Below are 21,038 nucleotides of genomic sequence, written 5' to 3'. Positions count from 1 at the left end.
AGCGTCAGGCGCCGGTGCGAACCTGGTCGAGGCCGGCGATGCGGTCGATCGCGGCCTGCTCGCTCGGCGAGACCCGGCCGAGATACCGGCCCAGGAACACGAACAGCAGGCGGTTCGCCGTGATCGCGGGCCACCACGGGCGCCGGAGGCCCAGGAGCCTCCGCACCTCGGGGCTGAGCGAGGCGACCGCGCCGGCGAACAGCAGCGGGTAGACCACGCCCGCCTCGCCCGGCAGCCGGATGTCGCGGAGGAACCCGACCGCCTCGTGCACGCGTGCGTCGGGCTTGAGCTCGCCCGCGAATCCGGCGAGCTGCGCGCGGAGCTCCGCGACGCTCTCGGGCGGATCCTGCACTCCGAGCAGCCGGCCGGAGGCGGCCCACTCGCGCACGTAGGCGTCGGGGCCGCCGGGGATCCGTCCGCCCCAGATCTCGTGGGCGCCGAGGAACGCGTCGGTGAAGGCGTCGTGCACCCAGAGCAGCAGGCGGGGGTCCTGCGCCGAGTAGGAGCGCTCACGCCCGCCGGCGTCCTCGTAGGAGCCGACGATCCGCTCGTGCACGCCAGTCACCCAGCGCGCCGCTCCGCTCGCCGCGGCGGTGTCGCCGAAGCTGGTGGTCAGGACCCAGCGGACCGTGTTGTCGAGGCGGCCCATCGGGTCCTCGCGGTAGCGGGAGTGGTCGTGCACACCGGCCATCGCTCCGGCATGGAGGGTCTGCATGAGCAGAGCCCGCACTCCGGCGATCATCGTGGGCAGGCCGCCGTTGACCGCCCAGACCGCGCTGCCCGGTCCGAAGAGCCCGGCGTCGTCGCCCTTCTCGAGGGCGACGATCCAGTCGGCGCGGGGGCGGGGGCGGCGGCGTCTCATCCGCTCAGTGTGCGCTCGGATCCTGGGCCGCGGCTGGCCGTTCTGTCACCCTTCGTGGGGCCGTGGTCACTCGGCCAGCAGTTCGCGGACGTCGTCGGCCGACAGCGCCCGGGCGAAGAGCTCGCCCTCGTCGAGCACCGCCGTGCTGAGGCGGCCCTTGCGCTCCTGGAGGCGCACGATCTTCTCCTCGATCGTGTCCGTCGCCACCAGGCGGTACACGTTCACCCGCCGCTCCTGGCCGATGCGGTGCGCGCGGTCGACGGCCTGCGCCTCGGCCGCCGGGTTCCACCACGGGTCGAGGATGAAGACGTGGTCGGCCTCGGTGAGGGTGAGCCCGGTGCCGCCCGCCTTCAGGCTGATCAGGAAGACGGGCGCGGCTCCCGAGCGGAACTCCTCGATCACTCCCGCGCGGTCCCGCGTGGAGCCGTCGAGCTGCACGAACGGGATGCCGCGCCGACGCAGCCGCTCCCCCGCCCGCTCCAGGTACGAGGTGAAGGTGCTGAAGACGAGGGCCCGACGGCCTTCCGCGATCACGTCGTCGAGCTGCTCGACGAGCACGTCGAGCTTCGCGGACGGGACGTGCCGGTAGGCCGGGTCGACCAGGGACGCGTCGAGCGCGAGCAGGCGCAGGAGGGTGAGCGATCGGAACACCGTGAAGCGCTGCCGGTCGAGGTCGTCGACCAGGCCCAGGAGCTTCCGCCGCTCGCGCTGGAGGTAGCCGTCGTAGAGCACCCTGTGGGCGGGCGTCAGCGCGACCTCGATCGTCTGCTCCTGCTTCTCGGGGAGCTCCGGCGCCACCGCCTCCTTGGTGCGGCGGAGCAGGAACGGACGCAGTCGCCGGCGCAGTCTCTCGAGGCGGCGGCGCGCGCCCTCGGTGTGGCTGACGGTCCGTCCCTCGGACAGATCGGGCGAACCGATGCCGACGGGCGCCTCCGCGTGCAGGATCGGCCGGGTGTACTCCTCGCGGAAGCGGCGCTGCGGCGGCAGGAGCCCGGGCGCCACCAGGGCGAGGACCGCCCAGAGCTCGTCGAGCGAGTTCTCCAGCGGTGTGCCGGTGAGCGCGAGCGTGACGGGCGCGCCGACCCCGCGGGCGGCCCGGTGCGTCTGTGAGGCGGGGTTCTTGACGAACTGGGCCTCGTCGAGGATCAGCGCCGACCACGTCCTCGACGCCCAGCGCTCGCCGCCGAGGCGCAGGACCGCGTAGCTGGTGAGGACCACGTCCGCGTCGCCCGGGATCGCGTCGAGCGCGCCCTCCCGCGAGCTCGCGACGACGTGGACGCGCAGGGCGGGCGCGAAGCGCTCGGCCTCCGAGCGCCAGCCCGGCACGACCGAGGTGGGGGCGACCACGAGGAACGGCGCGCGGCGGATCCCGGCGCGGCCCGCCTCCTCGACCGCGTCGAGCATCATGGCCAGCGCCTGCAGGGTCTTGCCGAGGCCCATGTCGTCGGCCAGGATCCCGCCGAGCCCGTGACGGAGGCGGTGGACGAGCCAGGCGTAGCCCGCCCGCTGGTACGGGCGCAGCCGGGCGGTCAGTCCCTCCGGCGGCTCCACGTCCTCCGGCGACCCGGCGGCCAGCGCGGAGTCGAGCACGGCGCGCCACGCGTCGGAGGGGACGCTCTCGTCGGCGAGCTCCTCCAGCTCGTTCCACAGCCCGGTCTGGTGCCGGCCGAGCCGCGGTCCCGTCTCCCACTCCACGAGCTCGTCCGCCCGGGTCAGCAGCTCCCGGAGCCGGTCGAGGCCGGGGTGCGCGAGCGAGAGGTAGGAGTGGTCGACCAGGCGGATGCGGTCGCCGCCCGCGGCCAGAGCGCGGAAGAGGGGCAGGAACGGCACGGTCGCGTCGCCGATGGTCAGGACGACGCCGAGGTCGAACCAGTCGGCGCTCTCGGTGTCGACCGCGGTGATGGTGAGCGTGAGCGGTCCGGTCAGCAGGCGGTAGTCCGGGGCCGCGCCCTCGCGCTCGATCCGGACCCCGCCGATCCCCTCCAGCTGCGGGAGCTGCTCCACCACGAACACCGCCGCCTCGGCCCCGCGCAGGACCGCGCTCGTCCCCGGCTCCGGCACGAGAGCGGACCCGGCCTCGCCGAGCACCGAGCGCACCCGGCGGAGCACCGCGCGCTCGAGAGCCGCGTCGGCCGTGCCGTCGAGCTCGCCCGCGCGATCGGGCGAGCGGCGCCAGTGCCAGCCCAGCCTGACGGCGCGCCGCGGCTCGAACGAGACCGTGCAGACCAGGCGCGGGGGCTCCGGATCGTCCAGGACGAGGTCGACGCCCTCCTCGCGCACCGCGACGCGGCCGCGGAGGGCGGGGAGGTGCTCGCCGACGAACTCGGGCACGTCCTCCGCCGGGACCTCCGTCTCCTCGGGGTGGTCGAGGAGCCGCAGCTCCTCGTCGTCGAAGGGCAGGGACGCGGGCGCGAGCAGGAGCGAGGACGGATCGCCGCCCTCGACCGCGTAGACGCCGTGCCGGGCGACCGGACGCGCCGACTCGGGCGCGTGCTCCGCGCCGTCGATCCGCAGGACGGGCCGCAGCCGGAGCGCTCCCTCCTCCGCCGAGACCGTCACCGCCACATGCGCGGGACCGGCGAGACGGACCGCGCCCTTCTCCGGGGCGAGCAGCGGGATCCCGGCGGCCTGCGCCTGCTCGAGCAGCCGCCAGAGCAGTGGGCTCTCGTAGTCGTCGAGGTGGATCCAGTCGGGGTCCTGCCCGAGGTGGACGGTGCGCGTGGCGCGGTGCAGAGCCGCGAACTCGGCGAACCAGCGCTGGTGAGCGGGGTCGAGCGAGAGCCGGTGGGTCTGGAAGTTCAGCGACTTCCAGGTGAGGGTGGTGCGGTTCCAGGCGCCCCCGCGCCCACGGACGGCGGGGCGGGTGGCCAGACGGTGGTCGCGGCGCTCGTCGGGGTCGTAGGTCTTCGCCGTGACGCGCTCGCTCGCCGGCGCCCGCCACGGATCGTCGGCCCGGCGCACCAGCCGGCGCAGCTCGAACTGCAGCCCGATCGGAGTGAGGACGGTCGGCGACTCGGCCTCGGCGGATCCGCTGAGCTCGCCGACGCGGGCGCGCCAGGAGGAGGGGGTCGACTCGGGAGGCACCGCCCCATGCTGCCACGCGCCGCCGACACCCCCGCCCGCACCGCGTGACGGGCAGAATCGGAGGATGACCAGCAGCGACTCCCCCGCGCCCACCGTCCTCACCCTCGGCAGCGAGAGCCTGCGCCTCGCCCTGACGACCGCCGGGGCCGAGATGACGTCCCTCCGCGACGACGAGGGCCGCGAGTACCTGTGGCAGGCCGGCCCGGAGTGGCGCCGGCACGCTCCCGTCCTGTTCCCGATCATCGGGCGCCTCCCCGGCGACACGCTGCACCACGACGGCGCGGACCACCGGATGGGGCAGCACGGCTTCGCGCGGGACCGGGTCTTCGAGCTCGCGGGCGTCTCGGCGGACGAGGCGGTGTTCCGGCTCCGGAGCGACGACGCCACGCGCGCGGTGTTCCCCTTCGACTGGACGCTCCTCATCGCCTACGCCGTGACCGGCGCCTCGCTCCGGATCACCCAGACCGTCGAGAACAGGGGTCCCTCTCCGCTGGGCTTCTCGCTCGGCAACCACCCGGCCTTCGCGCTGCCGCTGCCCGAGGGCCGCGGCGAGCACCGCATCCGCTTCGCGCAGCCCGAGCCGGAGGGGTACCGCCGCGCTCCGGAGAACCTGCTGCTCGAGGCGCGCCACCCGGCGCCGCTCGAGGACGGGGTCCTGACAGTGGACGACGCGCACTTCGAGGAGGGCGTGATGATCTTCGACGAGCCGCGCCGGCGGACCCTCCGGCTCGAGGCCGACGGCGCCGCCCGCGCGATCGTCGTCGACACCGGGGACTTCGACGTGGTCGGCGTGTGGAAGCCCGTCGGGGCCCCGTTCGTCTGCCTCGAGCCCTGGCGGAGCGTCCCGACCCCCGAGGGCTGGGACGGCGACATCGTCGACAAGCCGCGCCAGATCGTCCTCGAGCCGGGCGGCCGGCGGTCGCTGTCCTACAGCATCGCGCTGAGCTGAACGTCCTCGCGCTGGATCTGCGCGTCGAGCAGCTCGAAGCGGCGGATGATCAGCCCCTCGCGGGTGGCCCAGGGGCAGATCACCAGCGTCTCGATGCCGAGGGCGTCCATGGCCGCCTCCGCGACGAGAGCGCCCGCGAGCAGCTGCGGAGCCCGCAGAGCGGAGACGCCGGGCAGCGCTGAGCGGTCGGCCGCGCTGATCGCGGCGAGGCGAGCGGACCACAGCCGGAGGTCGACCAGGTGCAGCTCCCGGCGCACCAGCGGACCGGCGGCGCTCGGAGCGGCGCCGGTGATCCGCGCCAGAGACCGGAAGGTCTTCGACGTGCCTGCGACCAGGTCGGGGCGCCCCAGGGCGAGGAAGCCGCGGACGGGCTCCGCGAGCACCTCGCGGGCGTGACGCCGGGCAGCCTTCACGCTCGTGGCCGAGGCGGGATCGCCGACCAGCAGGTCCCGCGTCACCCGCCCCGCTCCGAGCGGGACCGACACGGCGAGCTCGGGCACCTCGTCCACGCCCATCGAGAGCTCGAACGAGCCGCCGCCGATGTCGAGGTCCAGGATCGAGCCCGCGCCCCAGCCGAACCAGCGGCGCACGGCGAGGAAGGTGGCCGACGCCTCCGCCTCGCCGCCGAGCTCCTGGAGGTGCACGCCCGTCTCGGCGCGGACCCGGTCGAGGACCGCCGCGCCGTTGCCGGCCTCGCGGATCGCCGAGGTCGCGAACGCCAGCAGGTCCTCCGCGCGGTGCTCGCGGGCGACCTCGGCGGCCTCGGTCACGAACGCGATCAGCTCGCGCTGGCCACGCTCGGTGATCTCCCCCGCCTCGTCGAGGTGCGCCACGAGAGCGAGGCTCCGCTTGTGCGAGCGGTAGGGCACCGGGCGGGCGCCGGGGTGCGCGTCGACGAGGAGCAGGTGGACCGTGTTGGAGCCGATGTCGAGCACGCCGAGTCGCATGGGTCCACGGTATCCGCCCGCGGAGGCGCGTCCCGCCACGCGGACCGCCGGGGAACGCCGGAGGGCCCGGCCGCTCGCGCGACCGGGCCCTCCGGGGGTGCTGGACTCAGTGGTCCCAGTTCTCGGCCCTGTCGGCCGAGCTGGACGAGCCGACGATGTGCACCCGCATGTCGTTCGTCGTGCCGGCGCGCCCGGGGGGCGATCCGGAGACGACGACCACGGTCTCGCCCGCCTGGGCGAGGCCCTCGCGGAGCAGCACCGCGTCCACCTGCGCGAACATCGCGTCGGTGTGGTTGACGCGCGGCGTGACGAAGGACTGGACGCCCCAGTTCAGCGCCATGCGGCGCCGGACGGCGGGCTCGGGGGTGAAGCCGATGATCGGGATGCCGTGGCGCAGGCGCGTCATGCGGCGGACCGAGTCGCCCGACTCGGTGAACACGCAGAGGAACTTCGCCTCGACGAACTCGGCGACCTCGGCGGCGGCCAGCGTGACGGATCCGCCCTGGGTGCGGGGCTTGCTCCCCAGCGGGGGGATGCGCTCCAGGCCGTGCTCCTCGGTGGACTCGACGATGCGGGCCATGGTCTGCACGGTGACGACGGGCCAGGCTCCGACGCTGGTCTCGCCCGAGAGCATGACCGCGTCCGCGCCGTCGAGGATGGCGTTCGCGACGTCCGAGGCCTCGGCCCGCGTGGGGCGGGGGCTCTCGATCATCGACTCGAGCATCTGGGTCGCGACGATGACCGGCTTCGCCCAGCGGCGGGCGAGCTCGACGGCGTGCTTCTGCACGATCGGCACCGCCTCGAGGGGCAGCTCGACGCCGAGGTCGCCGCGGGCGACCATGATGCCGTCGAAGACGTCGATGATCTCCTGCAGGTTGTCGACCGCCTGCGGCTTCTCGATCTTGGCGATGACGGGAGCCTTGCGGCCCTCCTCCGCCATGATCTCGTGCACGCGCTCGATGTCGCTGGCGTTGCGCACGAAGGAGAGGGCGATGATGTCGGCGCCGAGGCGGATCGCCCAGCGGAGGTCGTCCTCGTCCTTCTGGGAGAGGGCGGGGACGTTGACCGCGACACCGGGCAGGTTGATGCCCTTGTTGTTCGAGACGTTGCCGGGGACGACGACCTCGGTGACGACCCGGGGGCCCTCGACGGCGGTGACGCGGACAGCGACCTTGCCGTCGTCGATGAGGAGCATGTCGCCCGGGTTCACGTCGTCCGGGAGGCCCTTGAACGTGGTGCCCGAGAGCTCGCGCGTGCCGAGGACGTCCTCGGTGGTGATGGTGAAGACGTCGCCCTCGGCGAGGGCGTACGGGCCGCCCTCGAACTTGCCGAGGCGGATCTTCGGACCCTGCAGGTCGACGAGGATCGCGACCGCGCGCCCGGCGTCGTCCGCGGCCTTCCGCACGATGCGGTAGATGCCTTCGTGGACGTCGTAGCTTCCGTGACTGAGGTTCATGCGGGCCACGTCCACGCCGGCGTCGATGATCGCACGAATGGTCTCGTACGACGACGTTGCCGGGCCGAGGGTGGCGACGATTTTCGCTCGTCTCATTGAGGGGGTGCTCCGTTGTTCTGCGCCCGGAGGCGCGTCGTTAGCGGGGAGGGTGAGCTGATTGCTGGCGGGCCGAGACTATCGCGTCCCGGGGACTAGAGCGTGAAGCCCCGGTCGTTGGGGCCGACCGGCGCCGGCAGCTGGGTCGTGCCCTCGAGGTAGCGGTCGACCTCGGCCGCGACGGAGCGGCCCTCCGCGATCGCCCAGACGATCAGGGACTGGCCGCGCCCGGCGTCGCCGGCCACGAAGACGCCGGGGACGGTGGTCTCGAAGGCGTCGCCGCGCGCGACGTTGCCGCGCTCGGTGAAGGGGACGTCGAGCTGGCGGCCGAGGTGGTCCGCCTCCGGGCCGGTGAAGCCGAGGGCGAGCAGGACCAGGTCGGCCGGGATCTCGCGCTCGGTGCCCGCCTTGGGGACGCGGCGTCCGTCGAGGTACTCGGTCTCGGCCACGCGCACCGCGCGGACCTCGCCGCCCTCGTTCGCGAGGAACTCCACGGTCGACGCGAGGAACATCCGCTCCCCGCCCTCCTCGTGGGCGCTCGAGACCTCGAACACGGTCGGGTCCATCGGCCAGGGCTGGCTGTCCGGGCGCTGCGACGGCGGCTGCTGCCCGATCGCCAGGTTCGTGACCGACGCGGCCTTCTGGCGGTGGGCGGTGCCGATGCAGTCCGCTCCGGTGTCTCCTCCGCCCAGGACGACGACGTGCTTGCCCTCGGCCGAGATCTGCTCGAAGACGCGGTCGCCCGCGATCGCGCGGTTCGACTGCACGAGGTACTCCATGGCGAAGTGCACGCCGTCGAGGTCGCGACCCGGGATCGGCAGGTCGCGCGGTACGAGAGCACCGGTGGCGACTACGACCGCGTCGTAGCGCGCCCGCAGGTCGTCCCAGGTGATGTCGGAGCCGATGTCGACGCCCGCGCGGAACCGGGTGCCCTCGGCCTTCATCTGGTTCAGGCGGAGCTCGAGGTGCTTCTTCTCCATCTTGAAGTCCGGGATCCCGTAGCGCAGGAGACCGCCGATGCGGTCGTCGCGCTCGTAGACCGCGACGGTGTGCCCGGCGCGGGTGAGCTGCTGAGCTGCGGCGAGCCCCGCCGGGCCGGAGCCGACGACCGCGACGGTCTTGCCGGTCAGGCGCTCCGGCGGGTGCGGCTGCACCCAGTCGTTGCCGAAGGCCTGATCGATGATCGAGACCTCGATCTGCTTGATCGTGACAGCGGGCTGATTGATGCCGAGCACGCAGGACGACTCGCACGGCGCCGGGCAGAGCCGGCCCGTGAACTCCGGGAAGTTGTTCGTCGCGTGCAGGCGCTCGATCGCCTGGCGGCCCTCGCCACGCCACATCAGGTCGTTCCACTCGGGGATCAGGTTCCCCAGCGGGCAGCCCTTGTGGCAGAACGGGATGCCGCAGTCCATGCAGCGGCCCGCCTGCCGGCGCAGCACGGCGGAGTCGCCCTGCTCGTAGACCTCTTTCCAGTCCATCAGGCGGACGGACACGGGACGCCGCTTGGGCAGCTCCCGGTCCTGCACCTTCAGGAACCCCTTGGGATCAGCCACCGGTCACCTCCAGAATCCGTCCCCAGACGACGTCGCCGTCGGGGTCGAGCCCCTCCTCCACAGCGGATGCGCGCGTCGCGAGCACCGCGGCGAAGTCGCGGGGCAGTACCTTGACGAAACGCGAGACCGTTCCGTCGAAATCGTCGAGCATCCCCTGGGCTAGGGTCGACTCGGTCTCCGCGACGTGCCGCTCGAGCAGGTCGCGCAGGATCTCCACGTCGGCGCTGCCGAGCTCGGAGAGGGTCAGCTCGCCGGAGGCGATCGCGTCGCGGTTCACGAGCTCGCGGCGCAGGCCGTGGATGTAGGCCGTGCCGCCCGACATGCCGGCGCCGAGGTTCCGCCCGGTCTCGCCGAGGATCACCGCCAGGCCGCCGGTCATGTACTCGAGCGCGTGGTCGCCCACTCCCTCGACCACCGCGGTGGCGCCGGAGTTGCGGACCAGGAAGCGCTCGCCGACCATCCCGCGGATGAACATCGTGCCCTGGGTCGCCCCGTAGCCGATCACATTGCCCGCGATCACGTTCGTCGAGGCGTCGAAGGTGCTGCGGCGGTCCGGCCGCACCACGATCTGGCCGCCCGAGAGGCCCTTGCCGACGTAGTCGTTGGAGTCGCCCTCGAGCCGCAGCGTGATGCCGGCGGGGAGGAACGCTCCGAGCGACTGCCCGGCCGAGCCGCGGAGCGATACGACGATGGAGTCGGCCGGCAGGCCGTTCTCGCCGAAGCGGACGGTGACCTCGTGGCCGAGCATGGTGCCGACGGCGCGCTCGGTGTTCTTGATCTCGCGCTCGATCCGCACGGTGCCGCGGTGGTCGAGCACGTTCGCCGCGAGGCGGATCAGCTCGTTGTCGAAGTGGTGCTCGAGCTCGTGCTCCTGCGCGCGGCCGTGGCGGCGCGGCTCCTCCGCCGTGAAGACCGGTCCGACGAGGATCGGCGTCAGGTCGAGCCCGCTCGCCTTCCAGTGCTCGATCGCCTGGTCGACGTCGAGCAGCTCGCGGTGTCCGACGATCTCGTCGACGCTCCGGAAGCCGAGCTGCGCGAGGTACTCGCGCACCTCCTGGGCGATGAACTCGAAAAAGTTGACGACGAACTCCGGCTTTCCGGAGAACCGCTGGCGCAGCTCCGGGTTCTGCGTCGCGACGCCCACCGGGCAGGTGTCGAGGTGGCAGACGCGCATCATGATGCAGCCCTCGACGATCAGCGGGGCCGTCGCGAAGCCGAACTCCTCGGCCCCGAGCAGCGCGCCGATGACGACGTCGCGACCGGTCTTCATCTGGCCGTCGACCTGCACGACCACGCGATCGCGCATGCCGTTGAGCATCAGCGTCTGCTGGGTCTCGGCCAGGCCGAGCTCCCAGGGCGTGCCCGCGTGCTTGAGCGAGTTCACCGGGCTCGCGCCGGTGCCGCCGTCGTGACCCGAGACGAGGATCACGTCGGCGAGGGCCTTCGCGGTGCCGGCGGCGACCGCTCCGATGCCCGACTGGCTGACCAGCTTCGCGTGGATGCGCGCCGACGGGTTCGCCCGCTTGAGGTCGAAGATCAGCTGCTTCAGGTCCTCGATCGAGTAGATGTCGTGGTGCGGCGGCGGCGAGATCAGGCCGACGCCGGCGGTCGCGTGCCGGGTGCGCGCGATCCACGGGTACACCTTCGTGGGCGGGAGCTGACCGCCCTCGCCGGGCTTGGCACCCTGGGCGAGCTTGATCTGGATGTCGTCGGCGTGGGTGAGGTACATGCTCGTGACGCCGAAGCGGCCCGAGGCGACCTGCTTGATCGCGGAGCGGCGCTCCGGGTCGAGCAGCCGCTCGGTGTCCTCGCCGCCCTCGCCGGTGTTCGACTTGGCGCCGAGGCGGTTCATCGCGATGGCGAGCGTCTCGTGCGCCTCCGGCGAGATGGAGCCGTAGCTCATCGCGCCCGTCGAGAAGCGCTTGACGATCGCCTCGACCGGCTCGACCTCGTCGATCGGGATCGGCGTGCGCCCCGCGGTGTCGAGCTTGAACATGCCGCGGAGGGTCATCAGCGAGCTCGCCTGGTCGTCGACCATCTTCGTGTACTCGCGGAAGACGTCGTAGCGGCGGTTGCGCGTCGAGTGCTGCAGGCGGAACACCGTGTCCGGGTTGAACAGGTGCGGGGCGCCGTCGCGGCGCCACTGGTACTCGCCGCCGACCGCCAGGCGCTCATGCGCGACGATCGCGCCGTCCTCGGGGTACGCGGCGCGGTGACGCGCGGCGTTCTCCTCGGCGACGACGTCGATGCCGATGCCGCCGAGCTTCGAGACGGTGCCGGTGAAGTACTGGTCGACGAACGCCTGGCTGAGGCCGACGGCCTCGAAGGTCTGCGCCCCGGCGTAGCTCGACACGGTGGAGATGCCCATCTTGGACATGATCTTCAGCACGCCCTTGCCGAGCGCCTTGATCACGTTCTTCACGGCCTTCTCCGGCGAGACGTCCGACAGCATGCCGCTGCGGACGAGGTCCTCGCAGGTCTCCATCGCCAGGTACGGGTTGACCGCGGAGGCGCCGTAGCCGATGAGCGTCGCCACGTGGTGCACCTCGCGGACGTCGCCCGCCTCGACCACGAGCCCCACTCGCATCCGGTTCTCGGTGCGGATGAGGTGGTGGTGCACGGCGGCGAGCATCAGCAGCGAGGGGATCGGCGCGAAGTCCTTGGTGGAGTCGCGGTCCGAGAGCACCAGGAACTGCGCTCCCGCGGCGATGGCCTCGTCGGCCTCATCGCACATCTCGTCGATGCGGTCCTGCATCGCGCGGGGTCCCGCGTCGACGCGGTAGAGGCCGCGGATCGTCGTGGTGATGTGGCTCAGCGGGCGCGGCGCGATGTGCTGGATCTTCGCGAGCTCGTCGTTGTCGATGACCGGGAAGTCGAGGACGACCTGGCGCGCGTGCTCGGCACCGGCGGTCAGCAGGTTGCGCTCGGGGCCGAGGCCCAGGCGGAGCGAGGTCACGACCTCCTCGCGGATCGAGTCCAGCGGCGGGTTCGTCACCTGCGCGAAGGCCTGCGTGAAGTAGTCGAAGAGCAGGCGGGGGCGCTTGGACAGGACGGCCACGGGGGTGTCCGAGCCCATCGCTCCGAGCGGCTCCGCACCGGCGCGCGCCATCGGCAGCAGGAGGAGGCGGACCTCCTCCTCGGTGTAGCCGAAGGTGCGCTGGCGGCGGTTGACCGAGGCGGGCGTGTGCACGATGTGCTCGCGCTCGGGGAGGTCCTTGAGGTTGATGCGGCCCTTCTCGAGCCACTCCTCGAACGGACCGGAGGCGGCGAGCTGCCCCTTGATCTCCTCGTCCTCGACGATGCGGCCCTGCTCGGTGTCGACCAGGAACATGCGGCCGGGCTGCAGGCGTCCCTTGCGGACCACCTTCGCGGGGTCGATGTCGAGCACGCCGATCTCGCTGGCGAGCACCACGAGCCCGTCGTCGGTGACGACGTAGCGGCCGGGGCGGAGCCCGTTGCGGTCGAGAGTGGCGCCGACGAGCTCGCCGTCGGTGAAGACGATCGCGGCCGGGCCGTCCCACGGCTCCATGAGCATCGAGTGGTACTCGTAGAACGCGCGGCGCTTCGGGTCGAGCGCGCCGTCCTGGTTCTCCCAGGCCTCCGGCACCATCATCATGACCGCGTGCGGGAGCGACCGGCCGGCCAGGTTGAGCAGCTCGACGGTCTCGTCGAACGAGGCGGAGTCGCTGCGGCCGGGCGAGACGATCGGGAACAGCGGGGCCAGGTCGCCCAGCTCGCGGCTCTTCAGCTGCGACTGGCGTGCGCGCATCCAGTTGCGGTTGCCCTGCACCGTGTTGATCTCGCCGTTGTGCGCGATCATCCGGAACGGCTGAGCGAGCGGCCACGACGGGAAGGTGTTGGTGGAGTACCGGGAGTGCACCAGCGCGAGCTTCGACGCGAAGCGCTCGTCGGACAGGTCCGGGTAGAACGGCTCCAGCTGGAGCGTCGTCACCATGCCCTTGTAGACGAGCGTCCGGCTCGAGAGCGACATGAAGTAGACCTCGAGCTCCCGCTCGACGCGCTTGCGCAGGCGGAAGGTCAGGCGGTCGAGGCGCACGGAGGAGAGGGGCGTGCCGCTCTCGTCGGTCAGCTCGCTCCGGATGAACAGCTGCTCGATCGCCGGCATGGCGGCCCGGGCGAGCGTGCCGATCTCGTCGGGCTGCACGGGCACGGAGCGCCAGCCGACCACGGCGAGGTTCTCCTCGCGGGCGATGTCGGCGATCGTCGACTTGACACGCTCGCGCTCGAACACGTCCACCGGGAGGAAGGCGTTGCCCACCGCGTACTGGCCCAGCGGCGGGAGCTCGAAGGGAGCGACCGCGCGGAGGAACTCGTCCGGGATCTGCGTGATGATCCCCGCGCCGTCGCCCGTTCCCGCGTCGGAGCCGACGGCGCCACGGTGCTCGAGGTTGCGCAGCGCGTTCAGCGCGGCGTCGATGATGTCGTGGCCGGCGGTGCCGCGCATGGTGGCGACCATCGCGAGACCGCACGCGTCCTTCTCGGCGGCCGGGTCGTACATCCCCTGCGCCGGCGGCATGCCCAGGAAGGGCACGGCGCGGGCCGGGGTCGAGGGCTGGGCGGAGGCCATGGGAACCGTCCTCACGGGGGTGATGGCTGATCGGGACGTCGCTGGCCCGCGGTGGTGGAGGAGGAGCGGCTCCCCGATCGGGAGGGCCGCAGGGTTCTGCCGTGGCGCGAGCGTCGCGCGCCGTCGGCGGTGCCTGCACGACGACCCGCCCGCGGCAGCGCTCGTGGCTGCGCCGCGATGGGGCGGTCGTGGAGGTGTCAGGTGTCGGGCACCCGGGAGGCGGTCGCGGAGGCTCCGCGACCTCCGTCAGGTGCGGGAGACCGTCGGCTTCTCGGCGTCGGTGCCGGAAGCAGGGGTGGTGGTGTCGTCGGAGTCGGACTCGACGTCCTCGAATTCTACCGCAGCCGGGGCGGGCGTCCACTCGCGACCCGGCCGGTAGGCCGAGGGCTCGGCGCCCGGGTGCTCGCGCTTCTGGATGACCACGAGGACCAGGCCGATGACCACGGCGATGAGCGCGGCCCAGACGTTGGTGCGGATGCCCCAGAAGAACTCGCTCGGGTCGATCCGGATGGACTCGAACCAGACGCGGCCGATCCCGTACCAGATCAGGTAGGCGGCGAAGACGGTGCCCCACTGCAGCTTGAGACGGCGCTCGAGCAGGAGGATGACCGCGATGCCGACGACGTTCCAGAGGATCTCGTAGAGGAAGGTCGGGTGGAAGAGCGTGCCCGCCGGGAGGCCGACGGGGAAGGCCGGGTTGGTGGTCTCGATCTCGAGGCCCCAGGGCAGGGTCGTGGGCAGGCCGAAGAGCTCGTGGTTGAACCAGTTGCCCAGGCGCCCGAGCGCCTGCGCGGCGAGCATGCCGGGGGCGAGGGCGTCGGCGAAGGTCCAGAAGCGCACTCCTGTCCAGCGGCAGCCGATGAACGCGCCGACCGCGCCTCCGATGAGCCCGCCGAAGATGGCGTTGCCGCCGTTCCAGATGCGGACGACCTCCCACGGGTCGGCGCCGTCGTAGAAGTAGTCGCCGGGGTGGGTGAGCACGTGGTAGGCGCGGGCGCCGACGATGCCGAGCGGCACGGCCCAGATGATGATGTCGAGCACGACCCACGGCTCCGCGCCGCGGCGCTTGAGGCGCTGGTTCGTCATGATCGTCGCCACGATGATCCCCGCGAGGATGCAGAGCGCGTAGGTGTGGATCGCGAGCGTGAAGGTGCCGATCGTGAGGTCGTACTGACTCCACGCGTCGGGGGGGCTCGGAATGCTCAGCGGTACGGACACCGGTACTCGACCTTTCGAAGGAGGGGGTCCCCCGGGCACGGCTCGGCCGCGCCCCGGTGGGCATCCCGATTGTAGCGGGAGGGTGTCAGCGCGCGGAGCGCAGGCGGGTGCCCTCGGCGAGGCCGCGGGAGGTCTCGGCGACCGCGTCGACCCCGCCGGACGCCAGCGCCCGCACCAGGGCGGATCCGACGATGGCGCCGTCCGCGTAGGCGAGGATCTCGGCGACCTGCTCGCCGGTCGAGATGCCCAGGCCGACGCACGCGCTCTCGGAGCCGGCGGCGCGGAGGCGGTCGACCAGGGTGCGGGCCGCGGAGTCGACGTCGGTGCGCGCGCCGGTGATGCCCATCGTGGAGACCGCGTAGACGAATCCACGGCTCGAGTCGACGGCCTGACGCAGGCGCGTGTCCGTCGAGGACGGCGCCGCGAGGAACACGCGGTCGAGTCCGAGCCGCTCGGAGACGGCGAGCCACTCGGCGCCCTCGTCCGGGATCAGGTCGGGCGTGATGAGGCCGGACCCGCCGGCCTCGGCCAGATCGGTGGCGAAGCGCTCGACCCCGTACTGCAGGACGGGGTTGTAGTAGGTCATCACCAGGACCGGCACGTCGACGCGCGCCCGGATCTCGCGGACGGCCTCGAAGCCGTGGCGGAGGCGGAAGCCCCCCGCGATGGCGGCCTGGGTCGCCTCCTGGATGACGGGTCCGTCCATCACCGGATCGGAGTAGGGCAGGCCCAGCTCGATCGCGTCGACGCCGTTCTCGGCCATGGCCACGGCGGCGTCGATGCTGGTCGGCAGGTCGGGGAAGCCGACGGGGAGGTAGCCGATCAGGGCGCCCGTCGCCTCCTCGTTCCGGCGCCGGACGGTCTCGGCGACGCTCGGTCCGCGGCCGCTCACGACTGCACCGCGCCCTGGTCCATGAGGCCGAAGTAGTGCGCAGCGGTCGTCATGTCCTTGTCGCCGCGGCCCGAGAGGTTGACCAGGATGGTGGCCTCGGGGCCGAGCTCGCGCCCGAGCTCCAGCGTGCCGGCCAGCGCGTGCGCGGACTCGATCGCGGGGATGATCCCCTCGGTACGGCTGAGCAGCATGAGCGCGTCCATCGCGGCCGAGTCGGTGACCGCGCGGTAGTCGGCGCGGCCGATGCTCGAGAGCCACGCGTGCTCCGGGCCGATGCCCGGGTAGTCGAGGCCGGCCGAGATCGAGTGCGACTCGACGGTCTGGCCGTCCTCGTCCTGGAGGAGGAAGCTGCGGGCGCCGTGCAGGACGCCGGGGCGGCCCTTGCTGATGGTCGCCGCGTGGCGGGGGGTCTCGATCCCGTCGCCGCCGGCCTCGAAGCCGACGAGGCGGACCTCGGGGTCGTCGAGGAAGGCGTGGAAGATCCCCATCGCGTTGGAGCCGCCGCCGACGCAGGCGGTGACCGCGGTGGGCAGCGAGCCGGTGAGCTCGAGGACCTGCTCGCGCGCCTCCTCGCCGATGATCTTCTGGAAGTCCCGGACGAGGGCCGGGAACGGGTGCGGGCCCGCGACGGTGCCGAAGATGTAGTTCGTGGTGCCCACGTTCGTCACCCAGTCGCGCATCGCGTCGTTGATCGCGTCCTTGAGGGTGCGCGAGCCGGTCGTCACGGGGATCACCTCGGCGCCGAGCAGGCGCATGCGGGCGACGTTGAGGGCCTGGCGCTCGGTGTCGACCTCGCCCATGTAGACCACGCAGTCGAGGCCGAACAGGGCGGCGGCCGTGGCGGTCGCGACGCCGTGCTGGCCCGCTCCCGTCTCGGCGATGACGCGGGTCTTGCCGATCCGCTTGGTGAGCAGCGCCTGGCCCAGCACGTTGTTGATCTTGTGCGAGCCGGTGTGGTTGAGGTCCTCGCGCTTGAGGATGATCCGCGCACCGCCGGCGTGCTCGGCGAACCGCGGCACCTCGGTGATGATCGACGGACGACCGGTGTAGCTGCGGTGCAGCTCCATCAGTTCTGCCGCGAACGCGGGATCGACCTTCGTGCGCTCGTACTCGGCGCTCAGCTCGTCGAGGGCCTCGACGAGGGACTCGGGGACGTAGCGTCCGCCGAACTCGCCGAAGTAGGGGCCGAGTTCATCCCGGAGTGCCATGGGGGTACCGCCTATCGGTGTGGTCAGTGCGCCAGGAAGCCGGCGAGGGTGGAGACGGGGTCGCCGCCGGTGACGAGAGCCTCGCCCACGAGGACGACGTCGGCTCCGGAGCCGCGGTAGTGCGCGACGTCGTCGGCGGTGAGGACGGCCGACTCGGCCACCTTCACCGCATCGTCGGGGAAGCGCTCGGAGAGGCGGCCGAAGAGGTCGCGGTCGAGCTGGAAGGTGGAGAGGTCGCGGGCGTTCACGCCGATGAGCCGCGCGCCGAGGTCGGCGGCCCGCTCGAGCTCGTCGGCCGAGTGCGTCTCGACGAGCGGGGTCATCCCCAGCTCGAGCACGAGGGCGTGCAGCTCGGCGAGCAGGGGCTGCTCGAGCGCGGCGACGATGAGGAGGACCAGGTCGGCTCCGGCCGCGCGGGCCTCGAGGACCTGGTACGGCTCGGCGACGAAGTCCTTGCGCAGGACGGGGATCGACACGCGCTCGCGGACCGCCTCGAGGTCCGCGAGGGACCCCTTGAAGCGGCGCTCCTCGGTGAGGACGCTGATCGCGCTCGCTCCCCCGAGCTCGTACTGCCCGGCCAGCTCGGCGGGGACGGGGATGTCGGCGAGGGCTCCGCGCGACGGGCTGGCGCGCTTCACCTCGGCGATGATCCTGACGCGCTCGGCGGGGGCCAGAGCGGCCAGGGCGTCGAGGGCGGGCGCCTGGGCGAGCGCGCGGCGCTCGACGGCTTCGAGCGGGGCGCTCTCGCGGCGCCGGGCCGCGTCGGCCAGGGCGCCGGCGGTGAGGTCGGCGAGCACCTAGGCGCGCGCCTTCGGGTTCGCCTTCGCGCCGTTGACGCCGTAGCCCGCCTTGGCCATGCCCATGCCCACGAGCAGACCCACCACGACCAGGCCGGCCGAGAGCCAGACCACCAGGGGCACGTCGAACCAGAACGCGGTCGTGCCGATCGTGAATCCGACCAGCATGATGACGACGGCCGTCCACGCTGCGGGCGAGTGGCCGTGGTTGTCGTCGTCGTGCTCGGTGCTCATGGGTCTCCTCCTGGGGGTGCATCGGGACCAGAGCAGTCTAGCGTGAGGCGCCTGAGCGCCCGGCCCCGGACTCGCCTGCGCAGCCGCCTGCAGGAGGCGGGGATGCCGGACCGCCGGACACGACCGCGGCCGGTGTCAGCGGCCCGAGGTGGGGTCGTCGCCGCGCGAGAGCTCGTCCCACGAGACGACCGGGTCGATGTCGCCGTCGTCCGTCTGCACGGTCGACGCGCCGTGGCCGTAGCCGTCGGCGGGCTCGAAGCGGGAGGCGCGCTTCCGCGCCGCTCCCGGCCAGCGGCCCGAGGTCACGAGGACGCCGATCCCGAGCAGCGCGGTGAGCACGCCGCAGACCAGGGCGACGACGGGCCAGGCCGTCGCGGAGGACGAGGCCACGAGCGCCGCGACGGACTGCTCCCCCGCGATGGCGGTCGCCTCGGTGACGAGCGAAGCGCCGGCGCGCACGGGGTCGCCCAGTGCCGTCGCGGCCGCGAGCACCACCGAGGCGCCGAGGACGGCCTGGAGCACACCGAGCACGATCCGGAAGACGGGGCCGGCGATGGCGAGGGCCGCGGCGAGGGCGAGGCCCGCGAGCGCCAGGGCGGAGAGCGCGGGCGCGGCGACGGTCCCGGCCACGTCGATCCGCTGGCCCTCCCCCTCGATCGCGGCCAGGGTCAGCGTGGACCAGGTCTGGGTGGAGGAGGTCAGCTCGAGCGCGGCGAGCAGCACGACCCCGAGGATCGCCGTGTACTTCAGCCGCCGTCCGCTCATGCTCACTCCGCCGGACCGAGGCCGGTGAACGGCACGAGGGGGTCGACGTCGAAGCAGGCGTGCTCGCCCGTGTGGCAGGCTGCGCCGATCTGCTCGACCTGGACCAGCAGGGTGTCGGCGTCGCAGTCGAGGGCGGCACCCCGCACGTACTGCGCGTGCCCGGACGTGTCGCCCTTGCGCCAGTACTCCTGGCGCGAGCGCGACCAGAAGGTGACGCGGCCCTCGGTGAGGGTCCGCCGGAGCGCCTCGCGGTCCATCCAGCCCATCATGAGCACCTCGCGGGTGTCGTGCTGCTGGATGATCGCGGGCAGGAGCCCGGTCGGATCGAAGGCGGCGCGGTCCAGGACGGCGTCGAGCTCGGCGGGGGTCATCGGATCTCGATCCCGGAGGCGGCGAGCGCGCGCTTGACGTCGCCGATCGTCAGCTCGCGGTTGTGGAAGACGGAGGCGGCGAGCACGGCGTCGGCTCCCGCGTCGACGGCCGGAGCGAAGTGCTCGACGGCGCCGGCGCCTCCGGAGGCGATGACCGGCACGGAGCTCAGCTCGCGCATCGCGGCGATCAGCTCGAGGTCGAAGCCCTGCTTGGTGCCGTCGGCGTCGATGGAGTTGACCAGCAGCTCCCCGGCGCCGCGCTCGACGGCCTCGGCCGCCCAGGCCAGGGCGTCGAGCTCGGTCTCGCGGCGTCCGCCGTGAGTGGTGACGACGAAGCCGGACGCCGTGGCGTCGCTCCGCTTGACGTCGAGCGAGAGCACGAGCACCTGCGCGCCGAAGACGTCGGCGATCTCGCCGAGGAGCTCGGGCCGGGCGATCGCGGCGGAGTTGACGCCCACCTTGTCGGCGCCGTGCGCGAGCAGTCGCGAGACGTCCTCGGCGCTGCGCACGCCTCCGCCGACCGTGAGCGGGATGAAGACCTGCTCGGCGGTCGCCCGCACCACGTCGTAGGTGGTCGAGCGGTCGTCGACCGTGGCGGTGACGTCGAGGAAGGTCAGCTCGTCGGCGCCCTGCTCGAAGTAGAGGCGGGCGAGCTCGACGGGGTCGCCCGCATCGCGCAGGTTCTGGAAGTTGACGCCCTTCACGACGCGGCCGGCGGCGACGTCGAGGCAGGGGATGACGCGGACGGCGAGACTCATCGGCTCCCCCTCTACAGGCGCGCGGCGTGGATGGAGGTGACCAGGATCGCGCGGGCGCCCAGGTCGTACAGGCGGTCCATCACCTGGTTCATGTCCGAGCGCGGCACCATCACGCGGACGGCCACCCACTCGGCGTCGTGCAGCGGCGAGACCGTCGGCGACTCGAAGCCCGGGGCGATCGCCGTGGCGCTCTCCAGGAGCGCGACGGGGCAGTCGTAGTCGAGCAGCACGTACTCGCGGGCGACCAGCACGCCCTGCAGGCGGCGCAGCAGCACCGGGATGCCCTCGGGCTCCCCCGCGGCGGAGACCAGGACGGCGGTCGAGTCCAGGATGACCGGGCCGAAGATCTCGAGGCCGGCCTTGCGGAGCGTGGTGCCGGTCTCGACGACATCGGCGATGACGTCGGCGACGCCGAGCTGGATCGCGGACTCGACCGCGCCGTCGAGGCGGATCAGCGTCACCTCGACGCCGTGCTCCCGGAGGAAGCGGCCCACGAGGCCCGGGTAGCTGGTCGCCACGCGGAGGCCGTCGATCTGCGCGAGCTCGTCGTAGCGGCCTGCGGGCCCGGCGAAGCGGAAGGTGGAGTTGGCGAAGCCGAGGCTCGCGATCTCGCGCGCCTCGGAGCCGGAGTCGATCAGGAGGTCGCGGCCGGTGACCCCGACGTCGAGAGCGCCGGAGCCGACGTAGGTGGCGATGTCGCGCGGGCGCAGGTAGAAGAACTCCACCCCGTTGCGCTCGTCGACGACGTGCAGCTCCTTCGGGTCGCGGCGGCCGGTGTAGCCGGCCTCCGCGAGCATCTGACCGGCGGTCTCCGAGAGGGAGCCCTTGTTGGGGACGGCGACGCGCAGGAGCGCCGGGGCGGGGGTGGTGGTCACGGGACGTCCTTCATGACTCGACGGCTGTTCAGGGGGCGGCACGGCTCCTCGGGGAGCGTGCGGGCGCGACGGCGCGGAGGGGAGGCGCACCCCGGCGAGCGGGGCGGGGCTCACAGATGCCGGTAGACGTCGGCCGTCGTCAGTCCCTTGGCGAGCATGAGCACCTGCAGGTGGTAGAGCAGCTGCGAGATCTCCTCGGCGGTGCGCTCGTCGCCCTCGTACTCGGCGGCCATCCACACCTCGGCTGCCTCCTCGACGATCTTCTTGCCGATGAAGTGCACGCCGGCGTCGAGCTCGCGGACGGTGCCCGAACCCTCGGGACGGGCGGCGGCCTTCTCGCCCAGCTCAGCGAAGAGGTCGTCGAAAGTTTTCACCGGGGAAGTCT

17 protein-coding genes are annotated in these 21,038 nt (G+C 72.6%); 1 reads left to right on the top strand and 16 read right to left on the bottom strand.

What is annotated here, in order from left to right:
* Positions 1-4: 4 nt before the first annotated feature.
* Positions 5-862: an oxygenase MpaB family protein gene (locus C5D09_RS03580; protein WP_104221875.1), complete on the bottom strand. Its 858-nt coding sequence runs from the start codon at positions 860-862 to the stop codon at positions 5-7.
* A 66-nt stretch (positions 863-928) separates the two neighbouring features.
* Positions 929-3,946, bottom strand: a complete 3,018-nt coding sequence (locus C5D09_RS03575; protein WP_104268681.1) for a DEAD/DEAH box helicase — start codon at positions 3,944-3,946, stop codon at positions 929-931.
* Positions 3,947-4,010: 64 nt separating this feature from the next.
* On the opposite strand from C5D09_RS03575, the gene C5D09_RS03570 reads away from it, so the two are divergent.
* On the top strand, positions 4,011-4,895 hold the full coding sequence (locus C5D09_RS03570; RefSeq protein ID WP_104221873.1) for an aldose 1-epimerase family protein: 885 nt from the start codon (positions 4,011-4,013) through the stop codon (positions 4,893-4,895).
* On the opposite strand, the gene C5D09_RS03565 is transcribed toward C5D09_RS03570, so the two are convergent.
* The 14 genes from C5D09_RS03565 to C5D09_RS03500 all read right to left on the bottom strand — a co-directional run bounded on the left by C5D09_RS03565 (position 4,874) and on the right by C5D09_RS03500 (position 21,027).
* On the bottom strand, positions 4,874-5,842 hold the full coding sequence (locus tag C5D09_RS03565) for an exopolyphosphatase (protein WP_104232654.1): 969 nt from the start codon (positions 5,840-5,842) through the stop codon (positions 4,874-4,876). The two genes, C5D09_RS03570 and C5D09_RS03565, sit on opposite strands and share 22 nt — an antisense overlap.
* A gap of 106 nt (positions 5,843-5,948) precedes the next feature.
* Positions 5,949-7,394, bottom strand: a complete 1,446-nt coding sequence (gene pyk, locus C5D09_RS03560) for a pyruvate kinase (RefSeq protein WP_104221869.1) — start codon at positions 7,392-7,394, stop codon at positions 5,949-5,951.
* Positions 7,395-7,489: 95 nt separating this feature from the next.
* On the bottom strand, positions 7,490-8,947 hold the full coding sequence (locus tag C5D09_RS03555; RefSeq protein WP_104246790.1) for a glutamate synthase subunit beta: 1,458 nt from the start codon (positions 8,945-8,947) through the stop codon (positions 7,490-7,492).
* Entirely contained in the window at positions 8,940-13,535 is a 4,596-nt protein-coding gene (gene gltB / locus C5D09_RS03550; RefSeq protein WP_104268627.1) for a glutamate synthase large subunit, read from the bottom strand. The genes C5D09_RS03555 and gltB overlap by 8 nt, the downstream gene beginning before the upstream one ends.
* A gap of 246 nt (positions 13,536-13,781) precedes the next feature.
* The gene (lgt, locus tag C5D09_RS03545; protein WP_258059820.1) at positions 13,782-14,753 is read right to left on the bottom strand and encodes a prolipoprotein diacylglyceryl transferase; all 972 of its coding nucleotides are present in this window, start codon (positions 14,751-14,753) and stop codon (positions 13,782-13,784) included.
* Positions 14,754-14,838: 85 nt separating this feature from the next.
* Positions 14,839-15,645, bottom strand: coding sequence for a tryptophan synthase subunit alpha (trpA, locus tag C5D09_RS03540; RefSeq protein WP_104268626.1), 807 nt, complete (start codon positions 15,643-15,645; stop codon positions 14,839-14,841).
* Positions 15,642-16,853, bottom strand: a complete 1,212-nt coding sequence (trpB, locus tag C5D09_RS03535) for a tryptophan synthase subunit beta (RefSeq protein WP_104225310.1) — start codon at positions 16,851-16,853, stop codon at positions 15,642-15,644. The genes trpA and trpB overlap by 4 nt, the downstream gene beginning before the upstream one ends.
* Positions 16,854-16,876: 23 nt before the next feature.
* The gene (gene trpC / locus C5D09_RS03530; protein ID WP_104221862.1) at positions 16,877-17,650 is read right to left on the bottom strand and encodes an indole-3-glycerol phosphate synthase TrpC; all 774 of its coding nucleotides are present in this window, start codon (positions 17,648-17,650) and stop codon (positions 16,877-16,879) included.
* Positions 17,651-17,884, bottom strand: a complete 234-nt coding sequence (locus tag C5D09_RS03525) for a DUF6704 family protein (RefSeq protein ID WP_104268625.1) — start codon at positions 17,882-17,884, stop codon at positions 17,651-17,653.
* Positions 17,885-18,019: 135 nt separating this feature from the next.
* Positions 18,020-18,649 carry a Trp biosynthesis-associated membrane protein gene (locus C5D09_RS03520; RefSeq protein WP_104260723.1) on the bottom strand — a complete coding sequence of 210 codons (630 nt, stop codon included), beginning with the start codon at positions 18,647-18,649 and terminating at the stop codon, positions 18,020-18,022.
* 2 nt (positions 18,650-18,651) lie between these two features.
* On the bottom strand, positions 18,652-19,020 hold the full coding sequence (gene hisI, locus C5D09_RS03515; RefSeq protein WP_104221855.1) for a phosphoribosyl-AMP cyclohydrolase: 369 nt from the start codon (positions 19,018-19,020) through the stop codon (positions 18,652-18,654).
* Positions 19,017-19,778, bottom strand: a complete 762-nt coding sequence (hisF, locus tag C5D09_RS03510) for an imidazole glycerol phosphate synthase subunit HisF (RefSeq protein ID WP_104221853.1) — start codon at positions 19,776-19,778, stop codon at positions 19,017-19,019. The genes hisI and hisF overlap by 4 nt, the downstream gene beginning before the upstream one ends.
* Positions 19,779-19,789: 11 nt before the next feature.
* Complete coding sequence (hisG, locus tag C5D09_RS03505; protein WP_104221851.1) at positions 19,790-20,653, bottom strand: ATP phosphoribosyltransferase; 864 nt, start codon at positions 20,651-20,653, stop codon at positions 19,790-19,792.
* 110 nt (positions 20,654-20,763) lie between these two features.
* Complete coding sequence (locus tag C5D09_RS03500) at positions 20,764-21,027, bottom strand: phosphoribosyl-ATP diphosphatase (RefSeq protein ID WP_055791842.1); 264 nt, start codon at positions 21,025-21,027, stop codon at positions 20,764-20,766.
* Between the last annotated feature and the right edge of the window lie 11 nt (positions 21,028-21,038).

Origin of the sequence: Rathayibacter sp. AY1C9, from assembly GCF_002932315.1 — a bacterium.
Taxonomy (GTDB): Bacteria; Actinomycetota; Actinomycetes; order Actinomycetales; family Microbacteriaceae; genus Rathayibacter.
The sequence above is the reverse complement of the archived record's forward strand: the minus strand, read 5'-3'. Positions and strand labels throughout refer to the sequence as shown.